The organism is Mycobacterium sp. (assembly GCF_004298145.1).
In the GTDB taxonomy this organism is placed as follows: domain Bacteria; phylum Actinomycetota; class Actinomycetes; order Mycobacteriales; family Mycobacteriaceae; genus Mycobacterium.
Window position 1 is genome coordinate 1 of record NZ_SCRH01000056.1, and the last position, 16213, is coordinate 16213.

At 67.0% G+C, this 16213-nt stretch carries 16 protein-coding genes; 6 read left to right on the plus strand and 10 right to left on the minus strand.

Going from position 1 to position 16213, the window contains the following annotated elements; translation table 11 throughout:
• Positions 1 to 119: 119 nt before the first annotated feature.
• Together EPN51_RS24375 and EPN51_RS24380 are read right to left on the minus strand one after the other, a co-directional pair.
• Positions 120 to 293 carry a DUF2613 domain-containing protein gene (locus tag EPN51_RS24375; RefSeq protein WP_007769006.1) on the minus strand — a complete coding sequence of 58 codons (174 nt, stop codon included), beginning with the start codon at positions 291 to 293 and terminating at the stop codon, positions 120 to 122.
• Between the two features lie 91 nt (positions 294 to 384).
• The gene (locus tag EPN51_RS24380) at positions 385 to 579 is read right to left on the minus strand and encodes a DUF2613 domain-containing protein (protein WP_293047886.1); all 195 of its coding nucleotides are present in this window, start codon (positions 577 to 579) and stop codon (positions 385 to 387) included.
• A 125-nt stretch (positions 580 to 704) separates the two neighbouring features.
• Between EPN51_RS24380 and EPN51_RS24385 the strand changes: the two genes are divergently transcribed.
• A complete protein-coding gene (locus EPN51_RS24385; RefSeq protein ID WP_293047889.1) occupies positions 705 to 1859 on the plus strand; it encodes a glycoside hydrolase family 3 N-terminal domain-containing protein in 1155 nt (384 codons plus the stop codon).
• A gap of 86 nt (positions 1860 to 1945) precedes the next feature.
• The gene (locus EPN51_RS24390) at positions 1946 to 2590 is read left to right on the plus strand and encodes a TetR/AcrR family transcriptional regulator (protein ID WP_293047892.1); all 645 of its coding nucleotides are present in this window, start codon (positions 1946 to 1948) and stop codon (positions 2588 to 2590) included.
• Between the two features lie 66 nt (positions 2591 to 2656).
• On the opposite strand, the gene EPN51_RS24395 is transcribed toward EPN51_RS24390, so the two are convergent.
• Positions 2657 to 3499, minus strand: coding sequence for a MaoC/PaaZ C-terminal domain-containing protein (locus tag EPN51_RS24395; RefSeq protein ID WP_293047895.1), 843 nt, complete (start codon positions 3497 to 3499; stop codon positions 2657 to 2659).
• 16 nt (positions 3500 to 3515) lie between these two features.
• Positions 3516 to 4880 (minus strand): 3-oxoacyl-ACP reductase, encoded by a 1365-nt coding sequence (locus tag EPN51_RS24400; RefSeq protein ID WP_293047898.1) that lies wholly within the window; start codon positions 4878 to 4880, stop codon positions 3516 to 3518.
• Positions 4881 to 5031: 151 nt separating this feature from the next.
• Here EPN51_RS24400 and EPN51_RS24405 point away from each other — a divergent pair, with 151 nt between their 5' ends.
• On the plus strand, positions 5032 to 6378 hold the full coding sequence (locus EPN51_RS24405; protein WP_293047901.1) for an acetyl-CoA C-acetyltransferase: 1347 nt from the start codon (positions 5032 to 5034) through the stop codon (positions 6376 to 6378).
• Positions 6379 to 6743: 365 nt separating this feature from the next.
• Here EPN51_RS24405 and EPN51_RS24410 read toward each other — a convergent pair whose 3' ends face one another.
• Positions 6744 to 8579, minus strand: a complete 1836-nt coding sequence (locus tag EPN51_RS24410; protein WP_293047904.1) for an acyl-CoA dehydrogenase — start codon at positions 8577 to 8579, stop codon at positions 6744 to 6746.
• 202 nt (positions 8580 to 8781) lie between these two features.
• Between EPN51_RS24410 and EPN51_RS24415 the strand changes: the two genes are divergently transcribed.
• Positions 8782 to 9810 (plus strand): 2-oxoglutarate and iron-dependent oxygenase domain-containing protein, encoded by a 1029-nt coding sequence (locus EPN51_RS24415; RefSeq protein ID WP_293047907.1) that lies wholly within the window; start codon positions 8782 to 8784, stop codon positions 9808 to 9810.
• A gap of 95 nt (positions 9811 to 9905) precedes the next feature.
• The gene (locus tag EPN51_RS24420; protein ID WP_293047910.1) at positions 9906 to 10394 is read left to right on the plus strand and encodes a flavin reductase family protein; all 489 of its coding nucleotides are present in this window, start codon (positions 9906 to 9908) and stop codon (positions 10392 to 10394) included.
• A gap of 323 nt (positions 10395 to 10717) precedes the next feature.
• Here EPN51_RS24420 and EPN51_RS24425 read toward each other — a convergent pair whose 3' ends face one another.
• The 4 genes from EPN51_RS24425 to EPN51_RS24440 form a co-directional block, all read right to left on the minus strand.
• Positions 10718 to 11464 (minus strand): succinate dehydrogenase/fumarate reductase iron-sulfur subunit, encoded by a 747-nt coding sequence (locus tag EPN51_RS24425; protein ID WP_293047913.1) that lies wholly within the window; start codon positions 11462 to 11464, stop codon positions 10718 to 10720.
• The gene (locus EPN51_RS24430) at positions 11465 to 13393 is read right to left on the minus strand and encodes a fumarate reductase/succinate dehydrogenase flavoprotein subunit (protein ID WP_293047914.1); all 1929 of its coding nucleotides are present in this window, start codon (positions 13391 to 13393) and stop codon (positions 11465 to 11467) included.
• 47 nt (positions 13394 to 13440) lie between these two features.
• A complete protein-coding gene (locus EPN51_RS24435) occupies positions 13441 to 14268 on the minus strand; it encodes a hypothetical protein (RefSeq protein ID WP_293047916.1) in 828 nt (275 codons plus the stop codon).
• A 90-nt stretch (positions 14269 to 14358) separates the two neighbouring features.
• Complete coding sequence (locus EPN51_RS24440) at positions 14359 to 14673, minus strand: hypothetical protein (protein WP_293047918.1); 315 nt, start codon at positions 14671 to 14673, stop codon at positions 14359 to 14361.
• Positions 14674 to 14778: 105 nt separating this feature from the next.
• On the opposite strand from EPN51_RS24440, the gene EPN51_RS24445 reads away from it, so the two are divergent.
• A complete protein-coding gene (locus EPN51_RS24445; RefSeq protein WP_293047921.1) occupies positions 14779 to 15540 on the plus strand; it encodes an isocitrate lyase/phosphoenolpyruvate mutase family protein in 762 nt (253 codons plus the stop codon).
• Between the two features lie 66 nt (positions 15541 to 15606).
• Here EPN51_RS24445 and EPN51_RS24450 read toward each other — a convergent pair whose 3' ends face one another.
• The gene (locus EPN51_RS24450) at positions 15607 to 16059 is read right to left on the minus strand and encodes an Hsp20/alpha crystallin family protein (protein ID WP_293047924.1); all 453 of its coding nucleotides are present in this window, start codon (positions 16057 to 16059) and stop codon (positions 15607 to 15609) included.
• Between the last annotated feature and the right edge of the window lie 154 nt (positions 16060 to 16213).

A 16213-nucleotide genomic window follows, 5' to 3' on the forward strand; every position in this document is an offset into this window, starting at 1 on the left:
TGCGATCGCCGCGATCAGACGGCGGCGACCCGCTGCGCCCGGCTTCGCCGCGCTTGCGATCGCCGCGATCAGACGGCGGCGACCCGCTGCGCCCGGCTTCGCCGCGCTTGCGATCGCCGCTAGCTACGGTTGCCGTACTCGACCCGGTTGAGCACTGACGACTGCGGATCGCCCCCGGGAAGTGGCGGTTTCGTGTCTTGCTGGACCATCAACGTGATCCCGAAGATCGCGGCCGCGCCGAGCAAGAGGCCAACCACAACGCTCGCTGCGGCGGGCGCAACGATCCGGTTCATCGACGGCTCCTGAGTTTTTGCGGGGCTTGCGGTCGTCACTTCAACCTAGCGTCAACCTAGCAGAAGGGCGGTCGGCCAACCGGAGTGCTCGTCACCAGTGCAGACAGTGTCCGTGGAAACAGCGGTCGCCGTATTCCACCTGATAGGGCAGTGTCGGCCGCGGCGGCGCCTGTACCGGTACCACGGTGTCGTCAGCCACGGCCAGCGTGATGCCGACGGTCGTCGCGACCCCGATGGACACGCCCACCGCGATGCTGACCGCTGCCGCCGTCGTGAAACCGGCCATCGCTGGCTCCTCCCTGCCAGACACAGGTGGCCGTTGACCAGTCCCGGCCCTCCCCTGATCAGCAACGTACCGCTGACAGCCCCCTGGGGCCGGGCACGAAACGCCCCCCGTGAAAACATGACCCGATGGCATTTTCGCGCATGCTCGCTGTGCTCGCGGCCGCGTCGGCGCTGGTGGCCGGCTGCGGCCCTCACCCCACGCACCCACCCGGTCACTCGTCGACCTCGAGCAAGCCGGTGGCCGCGCCGGCACCGCCGGTGTGCGCCGACCCGTCGGCCGTGCCGGCCACGCTGGGCATTCGCGACAAGCTGGCCCAACTGCTGATGGTGGGCGTGAAGAACGCCGACGACGCCCGGGCCGTCGTCAACGGCTACCGCGTCGGCGGGATCTTTATCGGCAGCTGGACGGACTTGGCGATCTTCAAGGGACCGTTGGCGGACATCAGCGCCAAGGCCGGACCGCTGCCGCTGGCGGTCAGCGTCGACGAAGAGGGTGGCCGGGTGTCGCGGTTGAAGACCCTGATCGGGACGTCCCCGTCGGCCCGGGAACTGGCCCAGACGCAAACCGTCCAGCAGGTCCACGACATGGCGGCCGACCGCGGCAGGAAAATGCACGACCTGGGCATCACCGTCGATTTCGCTCCCGTGGTCGACGTCAGCGACGAGGCCGAGGACGCCGTGATCGGGAACCGTTCGTTCGGCGCGGACCCCCAGACGGTGACCGAGTATGCCGGGGCCTACGCGCAGGGGCTTCGCGATGCCGGGCTGCTGCCGGTGCTCAAGCATTTCCCCGGCCACGGGCACGGGTCGGGCGATTCCCACACCGGCGGTGTGGTCACGCCGCCGCTGAGCGACCTGCAAACCAGTGACCTGGTGCCCTACCGGTCCTTGGTGGCCGCTTCGCCGGTCGCGGTGATGGTGGGCCACCTTCAGGTTCCGGAGCTCACCGGCGATGTCCCCGCCAGCCTGAGCCCCGAGGCGGTGCAATTGCTGCGCAACGGGGTCGGCTACAAGGGCCCGCCGTTCACCGGCCCGGTGTTCAGCGACGACCTGTCCAGCATGGCCGCCATCTCCGACCGGTACGGGGTGTCGGAGGCGGTGCTGCGCACCTTGCTCGCGGGTGTCGACGTCGCGTTGTGGGTCACCACCGACGAGGTGCCGGCGGTCCTGGACCGGCTCCAAAAAGCCGTGGCCTCAGGCGAATTGCCGACACAGCGGGTGGACGAGGCGTTGGTTCGGGTGGCGACGATGAAGGGCCGGAGCCCTACCTGCGGCCACTAGCGGGTCGCTGCCCGGGGGACTAGCGGTGTGCGGCCCGGGCGGATTGCTTACTCTTGAGTCAGATAGACGGCCTAGAGAGGCGAGTGATGGCGGGTGGTACCAAGCGCTTACCGCGCGCCGTCCGCGAGCAGCAGATGCTCGACGCCGCCGTGCAGATGTTCTCGGTCAACGGCTACCACGAGACCTCGATGGACGCCATCGCCGCCCAGGCGCAGATCTCCAAGCCCATGCTCTACCTGTATTACGGCTCCAAGGAGGACCTGTTCGGCGCCTGCCTGAACCGGGAGATGAGCCGGTTCATCGACGTGGTGCGCGCCGACATGGATTTCGGGCAGAGCCCGAATGACATGCTGCGCAACACCATCGTGGCCTTCATGCGCTATATCGACGCCAACCGGGCGTCCTGGATCGTGATGTACACCCAGGCCACCAGCTCGCAGGCGTTCGCCCATATGGTGCGTGAGGGGCGCGAGCAGATCATCGACCTGGTGGCCGGGCTCGTGCAGGCCGGCAGCCGCACCCCGCGGCCGGACCGCGAGCACGAGATGATGGCCGTGGCCCTGGTGGGCGCGGGCGAGGCGGTGGCAAATCGGCTCAGCACCGGCGATATCGATGTCGACGAGGCGGCCCAGCTGATGATCGACCTGTTCTGGTACGGCCTCAAGGGCACGCCCGAGGAACGGGAAGCGGCCCGGTCGCAGCCGGGCGGCTCGGACGCCACCGGCGACTAGGCCCACGTTCGTTCAGGTGGTCCGAATGCCCGCCCCTCACTCGGACCGCGATACAACGCACGCGGGCTAAAGCGGCCGGACGGTGCCGGTCAGGTGCGGATACCCCTTGGCGATGTTGCGCAGCGAAATGTCCCAGCCGTCGTCGTGTTCGTCGATGTAGAGGCCGGCGGTCGCCGGCAGTACCACCGGCTTGCCGAACCGCACCGAGTACCGCACCGCGTCGGGAATCGCGACTTCGATATTGGCCAATACGGCTGCGGCGCTGAACATTCCGTGCGCGATCACGGTGGGGAATCCGAACAGCTTGGCCGCGATCGGGTTGGTGTGGATCGGGTTGTGATCGCCCCCGACGGCGGCGTAGCGCCGGATCAGACCCGAGCTGATGCGCAGCACCGTGGGCGGCGGTGCCAGCCGGGGCTGTTTCTGCGGGGGCGGTTTGGGTTCGTCGGACAGGCTGGTGCGTTGCTGGTGCAGGAACGTCGTGACCTGGTGCCACGCGGTGTCGTTGCCGACGCTGACGTCGGTCACCAGGTCGACAAGCAGACCTTTGCGGTGTTCGCGCAGGTTCTCGGCGTGCACGCGCACGCCGACGGTGTCGGTGACCGCGATCGGGCGGTACTGGGTGATGTGGTTTTCGGTGTGCACCGATCCCATTGCGGCAAAAGGAAAGTCGAACCCGGTCACCAGCGACATCAGTGCCGGAAAGGTCAGCGTGAACGGGTAGGTCAGTGGCACGTAGTTGCCGTAGCGCAGACCGGTGACCGCCGCGTACTCGGCTACGTTCGTGCGATCGATGGGCAGGTCCTCGATGGCGACCGTGCGGGTGGGCAGCGCGCTCTCGCGGGACACCACCGGCAGGGCCCCGACGGCCGCGCGCAGCATGTTCTTCAGGCCGCTTGGCTGGTTCATCACGTTCTCCTGACGCTCATGCGCCCAGTATGGCCTGGCCGCAGACGCGAATGACGTTGCCCGTCACCGCGTTTGAGGCCGGGCTGGCGAAGTAGGCGATGGTTTCCGCGACATCCACCGGCTGTCCGCCCTGCAGCAGCGAGTTCATCCGGCGCCCGACCTCGCGGGTGGCCAGCGGGATGGCGGCCGTCATCTGGGTTTCGATGAATCCCGGTGCGACGGCGTTGATGGTGATGCCCTTGCCGTAGAGCTCCGGCGCCAGCGCCTGGGTCAGGCCGATCATCCCGGCCTTGGTGGTGGCGTAGTTGGTCTGGCCGCGGTTGCCCGCGATGCCCGCCATCGACGACAGGCCGACCACCCGGCCGCCCTCACCGATGCTGCCGTTACCCACCAGCCCCTCGGTAAGGCGCAGCGGGGCAAGCAGATTGACGGCCAAGACGGCGTCCCAGCGCGCATCGTCCATGTTGGCCAGCAGCTTGTCGCGGGTGATGCCGGCGTTGTTGACCAGGACGTCGGCGCGGCCGCCGTGGTGCTCGCGCAGGTGTTCGGTGATCTTGTCGACGGCATCGGAGGCGGTGACGTCGAGCCACAGCGCGGTGCCCCCGACCCGGCTGGCCGTTTCGGCCAGCGCGTCGGCGGCCGATTCGACGTCGATCGCGACGACGCGGGCGCCGTCGCGGGCGAACACCTCGGCGATGGTCGCGCCGATGCCGCGGGCCGCACCGGTCACGACGGCGACTTTGGAGTCCAGCGGCCGCTCCCAGTCACCCGGGGGTGTGGAGTCCGCCTCCCCGACGTAGAAGACCTGGCCGTCGACGTAGGCGGACTTGGCCGACAGGATGAACCGCATGGTCGATTCCAGGCCCGTCGCAGCGGGTTTGGCGTCCGGCGACAGATACACCAGCGCCACCGTGGCGCCGTTGCGCAGCTCCTTGCCCAGCGAGCGGGTGAAGCCCTCCAGCGCGCGCTGGGCGATCCGCTCGTGCGGGCCGGCGGCGGCGTCGGGCGTGGTGCCGACCACCGCGACGCGCGCGCAGTGGCCCAGATTGCGCAGCAGCGGTGTGAAGAACTCGTACAACCCCTTGAGCCCTTGGGGCGTGGTGATGCCGGTGGCGTCGAAGACCAGCCCGCCGAACTGGTCGGCCCAGCGCCCGCCCAGGTTGTTGGCGACCAGGTCGTAATCCTTGGCCAGCGCCGCGCGCAGCGGCTCGACGACTCTGCCCTCCCCGCCGATCAGCAGCGACCCGGCCAGCGGCGGATCACCGGCCCGGTAGCGGCGCAGTGTCGCGGGTTGCGGGACACCGAGCTGCTTGGCGAGAAACGAGCCAGGACCGGAATTGACGATCTGAGAGAACAGATCGGACGAGACCTTGGGAGCCACCGGAGCTACCTTCCATGTTCTTGCGAAGTCGGGGTATGCCTACAGCACAACCGTATCGAGGACGAACTTACTGCAGAGTAAGAACAGTGGGTAGTATGGCCCCAGACGGGCGAATCCCAAACCGACAGACCGCGAAAGCACGGAGAAGACTGTGGCCCCTGCAAGCTCTGAGGCAAGTACACCGGCTGCTCGGCGCAGCTCCGAGCGGCGTCGCGTCGCCATCCTGGGTGGGAACCGCATCCCGTTCGCCCGGTCCGACGGCGCCTACGCCGAGGCCTCCAACCAGGACATGTTCACCGCCGCGCTGGGCGGGCTGGTGGATCGCTTCGGGCTGGCCGGCGAGCGACTCGGAATGGTGGTCGGTGGCGCCGTGCTCAAGCACAGCCGGGACTTCAACCTGACGCGCGAATGCGTGCTGGGTTCGCAGCTGTCGTCACACACGCCGGCCTTCGACCTGCAGCAGGCCTGCGGCACCGGGCTGCAGGCGGCGATCGCCGCCGCCGACGGGATCGCGGCCGGCCGCTACGAGGTTGCCGCCGCCGGCGGGGTGGACACCACCTCCGACGCGCCGATCGGCCTGGGCGACAACCTGCGCCGCACCCTGCTCAAGTTGCGCCGGGCCAAGTCAGGAGTCCAACGGCTGAAGCTGCTGGGCACGCTGCCCGCGACACTGGGCGTCGAGATCCCGGTCAACAGCGAACCGCGCACCGGGCTGTCGATGGGGGAGCACCAGGCGATCACCGCCAAGCAGATGGGCATCCCGCGCGTCGCCCAGGACGAGCTGGCCGCCGCGAGCCACCGCAACATGGCCGCCGCCTACGACCGCGGCTTCTTCGATGACCTGGTCACGCCGTTCCTGGGGCTGTACCGCGACGACAACCTGCGGCCGGACTCGTCGACGGAGAAGCTGGCCAAGCTGCGGCCGGTGTTCGGGGTGAAGGCCGGCGACGCGACGATGACGGCCGGCAACTCGACCCCGCTGACCGACGGCGCGTCCGTGGTCCTGCTGGGCACCGACGAGTGGGCGGCCGCTCACTCGCTGACCCCGCTGGCCTACCTGGTGGATTCGGAGACGGCCGCGGTCGACTACGTCAACGGCCGCGAAGGCCTGCTCATGGCCCCGACCTACGCGGTGCCGCGGCTGCTCGCCCGCAACGGCCTGAACCTGCAGGACTTCGACTTCTACGAGATCCACGAGGCGTTCGCGTCGGTGGTGCTGGCCCACCTGCAGGCCTTCGAGTCCGAGGAGTACTGCAAGGGGCGGCTGGGCCTGGACGCCGCGCTGGGTTCGATCGACAAGTCCAAGCTCAACGTCAACGGCTCCTCGCTGGCGGCCGGCCACCCGTTTGCGGCCACCGGCGGGCGGATCCTGGCTCAGGCCGCCAAGCAGCTCGCGCAACGCAAGGCCGAGCAGAAGGGCGCGGACAAACCCGTGCGTGCCCTCGTCTCGATCTGCGCGGCCGGCGGCCAGGGAGTGGCCGCGATCCTGGAAGCCTGACCGGTCGGGCCCATGAAATGGGTCACATCGGGTTAGTGATCAGAGGCGACGGGTATCCGTGACCCCGGATAGCCCCGTGTTGTGGTCTGACCCCCGACCCCGACGGCAATACGGGGCATCCCCGGGAACGACCGCCTGTCAGTCTCCGCCGACGGGCGTACGAAAAGGGCCGCCGCTGGAGTGAGGGGATCCAGCGGCGGCCTTTTTGACTGTTCCGATGCCCTGATATTGCTTCAGAAATAAACGGCGAGAAATAAACGGCGCACACTCCCGGTGTGTCGTGTGCTCTGGTTGTCTGGCGCGACCTACCACCTGACGCAAAAATCCCCCCGTCCTCGGGCGGGGGGATCGTTGCGTTCAGCGGCCTAGAAGGCGGCCTCGTCGAGTTCCATGATGTCGTTGTCCAGCGTGTCGATGACCTCGCGGGTGCTGGTCAGCATCGGCAAGAAGTTCTTCGCGAAGAACGATGCCACCGCGATCTTGCCCTCGTAGAAGGCCCGCTCCTCGCCGCTGGCGCCGGCATCGAGCGCCGCCACGGCCACCGCGGCCTGACGCTGCAACAACCAGCCGATGACCAGGTCGCCGACGCTCATCAGGAAGCGCACCGAACCCAGACCCACCTTGTACAGGCTGGTCACGTCCTCCTGGGCGGCCATCAGGTAGCCGGTCAACGTGGCCGCCATCGCCTGAACGTCGGTCAGGGCCTTGGCCAGCAGCTCCCGCTCGGCCTTGAGCCGGCCGTTGCCGGACTCGTTGTCGACGAAATTCTGGATCTGCTCGGACACGTGCGCCAGCGCCACACCCTTGTCGCGGACGATCTTGCGGAAGAAGAAGTCCTGCGCCTGGATGGCGGTGGTGCCCTCGTAGAGCGAGTCGATCTTGGCGTCCCGGATGTACTGCTCGATCGGGTAGTCCTGCAGGAAGCCGGACCCACCGAACGTCTGCAGGCTCTCGGTCAGCTTGGCGTAGGCCTGCTCCGAGCCCACACCCTTGACCAACGGCAGCATCAGGTCGTTGACCTTGACGGCCAGCTCGGCGTCCACACCGTGCAGTGCCTCGGCCACCGCCGCGTCCTGATAGGTCGACGTGAACAGGTACAGCGCGCGCAGCCCCTCGGCGTAGGCCTTCTGGGTCATCAGCGACCGCCGCACGTCGGGGTGGTGCGTGATGGTCACGCGGGGTGCGCCCTTGTCGGTCATCTGGGTCATGTCCGCGCCCTGGACGCGAGACTTGGCGTACTCCAACGCGTTCAGGTACCCCGTCGACAGGGTCGCGATGGCCTTGGTGCCGACCATCATGCGGGCCTGCTCGATGACGTCGAACATCTGCGCGATGCCGTTGTGCACCTCGCCGACCAGCCAGCCCTTGGCGGGAACGTCGTGCTGGCCGAACGACAGCTCACAGGTGGCCGAGACCTTCAGGCCCATCTTGTGCTCGACGTTGGTGACGAACACGCCGTTGCGCTCGCCGATCTCACCGGTCTCGAAGTCGAACAGGAACTTGGGTACGAAGAAGAGCGACAGACCCTTGGTGCCCGGGCCGGCACCCTCGGGGCGGGCCAGCACCAGGTGGAAGATGTTCTCGAACAGGTCGCCCGAGTCACCCGAGGTGATGAAGCGCTTCACTCCGTCGATGTGCCACGAGCCGTCGTCCTGCTTGACGGCCTTGGTGCGGCCCGCACCGACGTCCGAACCGGCGTCGGGTTCGGTCAGCACCATGGTGGCGCCCCAGCCGCGCTCGGCGGCGATGACCGCCCACTTCTTCTGCTCTTCGGTGGCCAGTTTGTAGAAGATGCTGGCGAAGCCCGCACCGCCGCCGTACATCCACACGGCCGGGTTGGCGCCGAGCAGGTGCTCGTGCAGCGCCCACAGGAGCGCCTTGGGCATTGGTGTGCCGCCGAGTTCCTCTTCGATGCCGACCTTGTCCCAGCCGGCCTCGATGACGGCGCGGACCGACTTCTTGAAAGCCTCCGGCAGCGTCACCGAGTGTGTCTTCGGGTCGAAGACCGGCGGGTTGCGGTCGCCCTCGACGAACGAGTCGGCGATCGGCCCCTCGGCCAGCCGGCTGATTTCGGTCAACATTTCGCGGGCGGTGTCGGCGTCCAGGTCGCTGTACGCGCCCTGGCCTAAAGCCTTGTCAACGCCCAGAACCTCGAACAGGTTGAACGCCTGGTCGCGGACGTTGCTCTTGTAGTGGCTCACTACGGTCCTCCTCGTTGAGAATGCCACTTGTGGTTGGGTACTAGGTCTAAGTTACCCACCAGTAACAACACCCAAAATATCGTTCGCGTCAGTGGGATGCAAGTCGATGTGAGCTAAATTTCATTACCTAATTAACCAACCGGTTGGAAAGGGCGTGGTGATGCCGTCGCGGACCCGTTCTACCTGCGGCGATGGTGGAGACATGAGCGGTGTGCGGGGCGTCACCCCCGTGCCCGTCGTGGACCTGCGGGACGATCCTGGTCGGCTACAAGACGGTCTGCGCGAGGCCGGTCACCGGGTCGGATTCTTCCACCTGACCGGTCATGGGGTGCCGTCGGAACTTGTGACGCGGGTGCTCGGGGCCGCGCGCCGGCTCTTCGAGCTGCCGCAGGCGGACAAGGACTCAGTCGCCATGGTGCGCAGCCCACATTTCCGCGGCTACACCCGGCTCGGTGGCGAGTTGACCCGCGGCGAGGTGGATTGGCGCGAGCAGATCGACATCGGGCCGCAACGGCCGCCGATCGGCGGGCTGGGAAGATCCGACTACCGGTGGCTACAGGGCCCCAACCAGTGGCCGGCCGCGCTGCCGGAGCTGCCCGGAATCGTCGAGGAGTGGGATGCCGCGCTGTCCTCGGTGGCCCGTACCCTGCTGCGACATTGGGCGGCCGCGTTGGGTAGTCCGGCCGACGTGTTCGACCCGGCCTTTGCCGAAACCCCGGCCACGCTGATCAAGATCATTCGCTACCCGGGACAGGCAGGCAGCGCCCAGGGTGTGGGTGCGCATCGGGACGCCGGGGTGCTCACGCTGCTGCTGGCGGAGCCGGGGAGCCGGGGCCTGCAGGTGCGGCGAGGCTCCGACGACGGCTGGATCGACGTGCCGCCGCGCGACGGGGCTTTCATCGTCAACATCGGTGAGCTGCTGGAGGCGGCGACGCGCGGCTACCTGCGAGCCACCGAACACCGGGTCGACCTGCGGGGGTCGGCGGGTGACCGGATCTCGGTGCCCTACTTCTTCAATCCGCGCCTCGACGCGCGGATACCGGTGCTGTCGCTGCCCCGGGAACTTTCGGCGCCCGCGGCACCCAGCGATCAACGATGGACGCAGTCCCACGATCCCGACGACCCCATCTTTTCGGTCTACGGCCGCAACGCCTGGAAGAGCCGGTTGCGCTCACACCCCGATGTCGCCTCCGCGCACGGATTTTCGGCGGGCCGCGGCGACCGGGAATGACGCAGAATGACTCAGGGTGGGTGCGATGGCGCGACGCGCGCCGGGTAGGGTCACGTCAGTAAATACGTCTGGGGCTCTAGGGGCGAAAAAGTCCGGTGAACTCGAACAACAAGCTGACAGCGTCGTCACTTCGTGAGGCCTTCGGTCATTTCCCGTCTGGCGTGGTGGCCATCGCCGCCGAGGTGAACGGAACCCGGGAGGGTCTGGCCGCCAGCACCTTTGTGCCCGTCTCGCTGGAACCGCCGTTGGTGTCGTTCTGCGTGCAGAACACCTCGACGACGTGGCCCAAGCTCAAGGACCTGCCGATGCTGGGCATCAGCGTGCTCGGCGAGGAGCACGACGCGGCCGCCCGCACGCTGGCCGCCAAGACCGGCGACAGGTTCGCCGGTCTGGAGACGGTCTCCAGGACCACCGGCGCGGTGTTCATCAAGGGCACCGGCCTCTGGCTGGAAAGCGCGATCGAGCAACTCATTCCGGCCGGGGATCACACCATCGTGGTGTTGCGGGTCAGCGAGGTGACGGTGGACGCCGAGGTGGCGCCCATCGTGTTTCACCGGAGCAATTTTCGCCGGCTCGGCGCCTGACGCGGGCTTTTCGGCCCCGAGGGTCCTGCCCCACGCTAGGGGCGGTGGCTCAATTCTTCCCGAAAGCCTTGGATGCGGGTTTCGAGTTCGGCAGCGTCGTTGTGTCGGCCCTCTTTGCGCGCGAGCTGGGCGCGCACCGACAATTGCCGGATTGCGGTCCGAATGTTGTTGATGCTGGCGGTTTCTCGCCTCGGTTCCATGAGCTGCCTTTCCGGTCGCGGGTACACGGCCGCCCGAGGCGGCCCGACAGGATGCAGCTTGATTACCCGGCTACCGTGGCGGCCTAACCCCGCCAGCCGGGTTGGTGTGCGCGGCGCGTGCGATCAGCGACGGAACAGCTTGTTACCGAGCCACGCCACCGGGTCATAGCGGTGACCGGCGACGCGCTCCTTCATCGGGATGATGGCGTTGTCGGTGATCTTGATGCCTTCGGGGCAGACGTCGGTGCAGCACTTGGTGATGTTGCACATTCCGATACCCGCCTCATCCTGGGCGAAGTCGCGCCGGTCTGCCGTGTCGAGCGGATGCATCTCCAATTCCGCGATGCGGATGAAGAAGCGGGGACCGGCGAACGACTTCTTGTTCTCCTCGTGGTCGCGGATCACGTGGCAAACGTTCTGGCACAAGAAGCACTCGATGCACTTGCGGAACTCCTGCGAGCGTTCGACATCGGCCTGCGCCATCCTGTATTCGCCGGGCTTGAGGTCCTTGGGCGGCTTGAAAGAAGGTATCTCGCGGGCCTTCTCGTAGTTGAACGAGACGTCGGTGACCAGGTCTCGGATCACCGGGAACGTTCGCATCGGTGTGACGGTGACGACCTCGTCCTCGGCGAACGTGGACATCCGGGTCATGCAGAGCAACCGCGGATAGCCGTTGACCTCCGCCGAACACGAGCCGCACTTGCCCGCCTTGCAGTTCCACCGGACCGCCAGGTCGGGCGTTTGGGTCTGCTGCAGGCGATGGATGATGTCGAGGACGACCTCACCCTCGTTCACCTCGACGGTGAAGTCCTGCAGACCGCCGTCGGCGTCGTCGCCGCGCCACACCCGCATCGTCGCGTTGTAGGTCATTTACTTCTCCGTCCTGGGTGCCCGCCCTGGGTGCCCGGCGAGTTCCTCGTCGGTGTAGTACTTCTCCAGCTCGGCGATGTCGAACAGTTCCAGTAGATCGGGCCGCATCGGCGTCTGATCTTTCTTCGTGATGGTGATGTCGGGTATCACCTCGTCGCCGCCGGCCGCCTCACAGACCAGCAACAGCTTGCGCCACGACGAGTCCATTGACGGGTGGTCGTCGCGGGTGTGCCCGCCGCGGCTCTCGGTGCGCTGCAGCGCGGCCTTGGCGACGCACTCGCTGACCAGCAGCATGTTGCGCAGGTCGATGGCCAGATTCCAGCCCGGGTTGTAGCGGCGCTGCCCCTCCACATGGAGGTTCTTGAACCGCTCCCGCAGTTTGTCGAGCCGGGCCAGGGCCTCCGAGACCTCGTCGGCGTTGCGGATGATGCCGACCAGGTCGTTCATCGACTGCTGCAGCTCCTGATGCAGGCTGTAGGGGTTCTCCCCGGGAGCGCCGCTGGCCGGTGCCTCGAAGGGGGCCAGCGCCCGCTTCGCCGCCGTGTCCACGGCGCCCTCGCCGATCGTCGGACGGCTGCTCAGCGCCCGCACGTAGTCGGCGGCGCCCAGGCCGGCGCGGCGGCCGAATACCAGCAGGTCCGAGAGCGAGTTGCCGCCCAACCGGTTCGAGCCGTGCATACCGCCGGAGCATTCGCCGGCGGCGAAGAGCCCGGCGACGGTGGCCGCTCCGGTGTCGGCGTCGACCTCGATACCGCCCATCACGTAGTGGCAGGTCGGTCCGACTTCCATCGGCTCCTTGGTGATATCGACCCCGGCCAGTTCCTTGAACTGGTGGTACATCGAGGGCAGGCGCTTGTTGATCTCCGCCGGGGTCAGCCGCGACGCGATGTCGAGGAAGACGCCGCCGTGCGGGCTGCCCCGGCCGGCCTTGACCTCGGAGTTGATCGCGCGCGCGACCTCGTCGCGCGGCAGCAGGTCAGGGGTGCGGCGGGCCGAGTCGTTGTCTTTGAGCCACTGGTCGGCCTCTTGCTCGGTTTCGGCGTACTGCCCCTTGAACACCGATGGGATGTAATCGAACATGAACCGCGTGCCGTCGGAGTTCTTCAACACCCCGCCGTCACCGCGGACACCCTCGGTGACCAGGATCCCCTTCACACTCGGCGGCCACACCATGCCCGTCGGGTGGAACTGGACGAACTCCATGTTGATCAGCGACGCGCCCGCCCGCAGCGCCAGTGCGTGCCCGTCGCCGGTGTACTCCCAGGAGTTCGAGGTGACCTTGAACGACTTGCCGATCCCGCCGGTGGCCAGCACGATCGCGGGCGCCTCGAACAGGACGAACTGGCCGCTCTCGCGCCAGTAGCCGAACGCCCCGGCGATCGCGTCACCGTCCTTGATCAACTCGGTGATCGCGCACTCGGCGAACACCCTGATGCGCGCCTCGTAGTCGCCGAATTCGGCGTAATCCTCCTGCTGCAGCGAGACGACCTTCTGCTGCATGGTGCGGATCAGTTCCAGGCCGGTGCGGTCACCGACGTGGGCCAGCCGCGGGTAGGTGTGCCCACCGAAGTTGCGCTGGCTGATCTTGCCGTCTTTGAGGCGATCGAACAGCGCACCATAGGTTTCCAGCTCCCAGACGCGCTCCGGCGCCTCCCTGGCGTGCAGTTCGGCCATGCGCCAGTTGTTGAGGAACTTCCCGCCGCGCATGGTGTCGCCGAAGTGGGTCTGCCAGTTGTCTTTCGGGTTGGCGTTGCCCATCGAGGCGGCGCAACCGCCCTCGGCCATCACCGTGTGCGCCTTGCCGAACAGGGATTTGGTCACCACCGCGACGCGCAGACCGCGTTCACGCGCTTCGATGACCGCGCGCAATCCCGCACCGCCGGCGCCGATGACGACTACGTCGTAGGCATGCCGTTCGACATCAACCATGAAACCCTCGCTAGCTAAGTTCTGATTCTTTTAAGTCAAATGGCTTTTCAGCCAACAAATCTCAGGTCACTGATAGTGCCGCTGGCCACCAGCGCGATGTAGAAATCGGTGAGCATCAGGGTGCCCAGCGTGATCCAGGCGAACTGCTTGTGCCAGACGTTGATGACGCTGACTTGGGACCAGATCCAGTACCGCACAGGGTTTTTGGAGAAGTGCTTGAGCCGGCCGCCGGTCACGTGCCGGCACGAATGGCAGGACAGCGTGTAGAACCACAGCATGGTGACGTTGCCGAGCAGGACCAGGTTGCCCAGACCGAAGCCGAATCCACCCGGTCCGCTCTCGGAGTGGAACGCGACGATCGCGTCGTAGCTGTTGATGATCGAGATGACGCACGCGATATAGAAGAAGTACCGGTGGGTGTTCTGGACGATCAGCGGGAACTTGGTCTCGCCGGTGTAGTGCACGCGGGGCTCGGCGACCGCGCACGCGACGGGCGACTGCCACACCGTGCGGTAGTAGGCGCCGCGGTAGTAGTAACAGCTCAGCCGGAACAGCAGCAGGAACGGCAGCGACAGCGCAGCGTACGGTAGCCACCACACGTCCGGCAGGAACTGCGGCCAGATGTCGCCGGCCTCACCGCAAGCCTTACTGACGCACGGCGAGTAGAACGGCGTCAGGTAGTGGTACTTGGGGACGAAGAAGTAATCCTGCTGGAACGCCCGGGCCGTCGCGTAGATGATGAATGCGGCGAAGCCGAGGTCGATCCTCAGTGGCGACATCCACCACCGGTCGGTGCGTAGGGTCCGTTGCCGGATACGGGCGCGTGTGGGTGAAAAGACACCGGACGCAGGACGGTTCGCCGTGGGTGCGCTCATCTAGTGTTCCTCTTCGAACGGGGCTGTCTCGTCGAAGGGTACACAGAGAGAACCCTCCCTTTTTCGGGGGGCTTGGGTTGTCAGGACCTGTCAGGACCTGCTGTGACCGCCGACACCCTCGTCGTCGACATCACGCCAGAATTCGCTGTCGTACTGGGTGTCGGGAATCACGATCTTCTCGGCGGACTGCTGCACGGTGGCGCCTGCCAGGTCCAATTCGGACGCGTCGGTATCGAGCAGGTCGACGTCGGACAGGATGCGGTCGGCGTCGATGACGATGCGACGCATCGCGGGGCTGTCGCCGTATCGCGCCCGCAGCGAGCTCACGCACCGCCGCAGGCCGCCGATGAGGTCGTACAGTTCGGCGAATTCGGTCGTGCCCGTCGTGCTCGGCGTGCGAGTCAAAGGATCTCCTCGGCAGTGTTTCGGATCACAGTACGCCCTCAATACTATCCACGGCACAGCCGAACGTCGGACCATTGAGCCCGGACCCCAAGGGAGCAAATATTGATGACGGGCCCCACCACGCCGGCCGAGCGCGCGGCCACCCTCTTGAAGCTGCATCAGCCGGGCAATCCGGTCATCCTGCCGACCGTGTGGGATGCCTGGTCGGCGCGGCTGGCCGCCGACGCCGGGTTCGCCGCACTCACCGTGGGCAGCCATCCGATGGCGGACTCGATCGGCAAACCCGACAACGAGGGCATGTCGTTCGCCGACGTCCTTGATCGCGTCGCGCAGATCACCGCGGCGGTCGACGTCCCGGTGTCGGTCGACATCGAATCCGGCTACGGACTTCCGGCGGCCCGCCTGATCGAGGGCTTGCTGAGCGTCGGGGCCGTCGGCCTGAACATCGAGGACACCGTGCACTCCGAGGGCAAGCGGCTGCGCTCCCCCGGCGAACACGCCGAACTGGTCGGCGCGCTGCGCTCGGCCGCCGACGCGGCCGCGGTACATGTGGTCATCAATGCCCGGACCGATCTGTTCCTGCGCCAAGACGGCGAGGAGTCCGATCGCGTCGACCGCGCCGTGGCGCGACTGAATCAGGCCGCCGCCGCCGGCGCCGACGTTCTGTACCCGGTCGGCCGCCACCACCCTGACACGTTGCGGCGCTTGACCGCCGAGTTGGTGTTGCCGGTCAATGCGATCGCGCTGCCCGACCAGGACGACCCGGCGACCTTCGGCCCGTTGGGGGTCGCGCGAATCAGCTTCGGGCCCTTCCTGCAGGCCGCGCTGACGGGCCGCGCCAAGGAGCTGCTCGCCCGCTGGGGCTGACGCCGCGGACGCCGTGAATCCGGCGGAGCCGTTGCGGCCCCGCCGGATTCACGTCGTTATCGGCGGTTACTTGGTGATCGAGATGCGCTGCGCCTGGTTCCCGGCGTACACACCGGTGACCCGCACGGACAGCACGCCGGCGTCGTAGGACGCCGTGACGGCGTCGCCGGTGACGTGGGCGGGCAGCTGGAACGACCGGCGGAACGAGCCGTACCGGATCTCCCGCAGCGTGCGGCCGTTGTCCTCCTCCGAATGTTCGTCGCGGTGTTCGCCGTGGATGACCAGACGGTTTATCCCGTTTTTAAGCTCCACCTCGACATTGACGTCCTGGTCGACGTCAACGCCCGGGAGTTCGACACGTACGACCGCGTCGTCACCGTCCTTGACGATCTCGGCGGCGGGCTTGAAACCGCTGGTCGCCGGGTTGTTCCAGTCCGCAGCCGCGGCGGGGCCGAAAAAGTCGCGCAACCACCGGTCGGTGTCCCAGGCCGGTCGCGACCACAGTGCGAGGTTGCTCATGGTGCTTCCCTTCCAATTCCTTGATCTTCGTTGTGAGATTCCTGTGACCGGCGCTCCGATGACCGGCTACTTGTAGAAACATGAGTCGACCACGCTAAAGTTCCAGCTGGCCGTTCGCCCGCAGCGAACAATCAATCACAGGGATCCCTGTGAG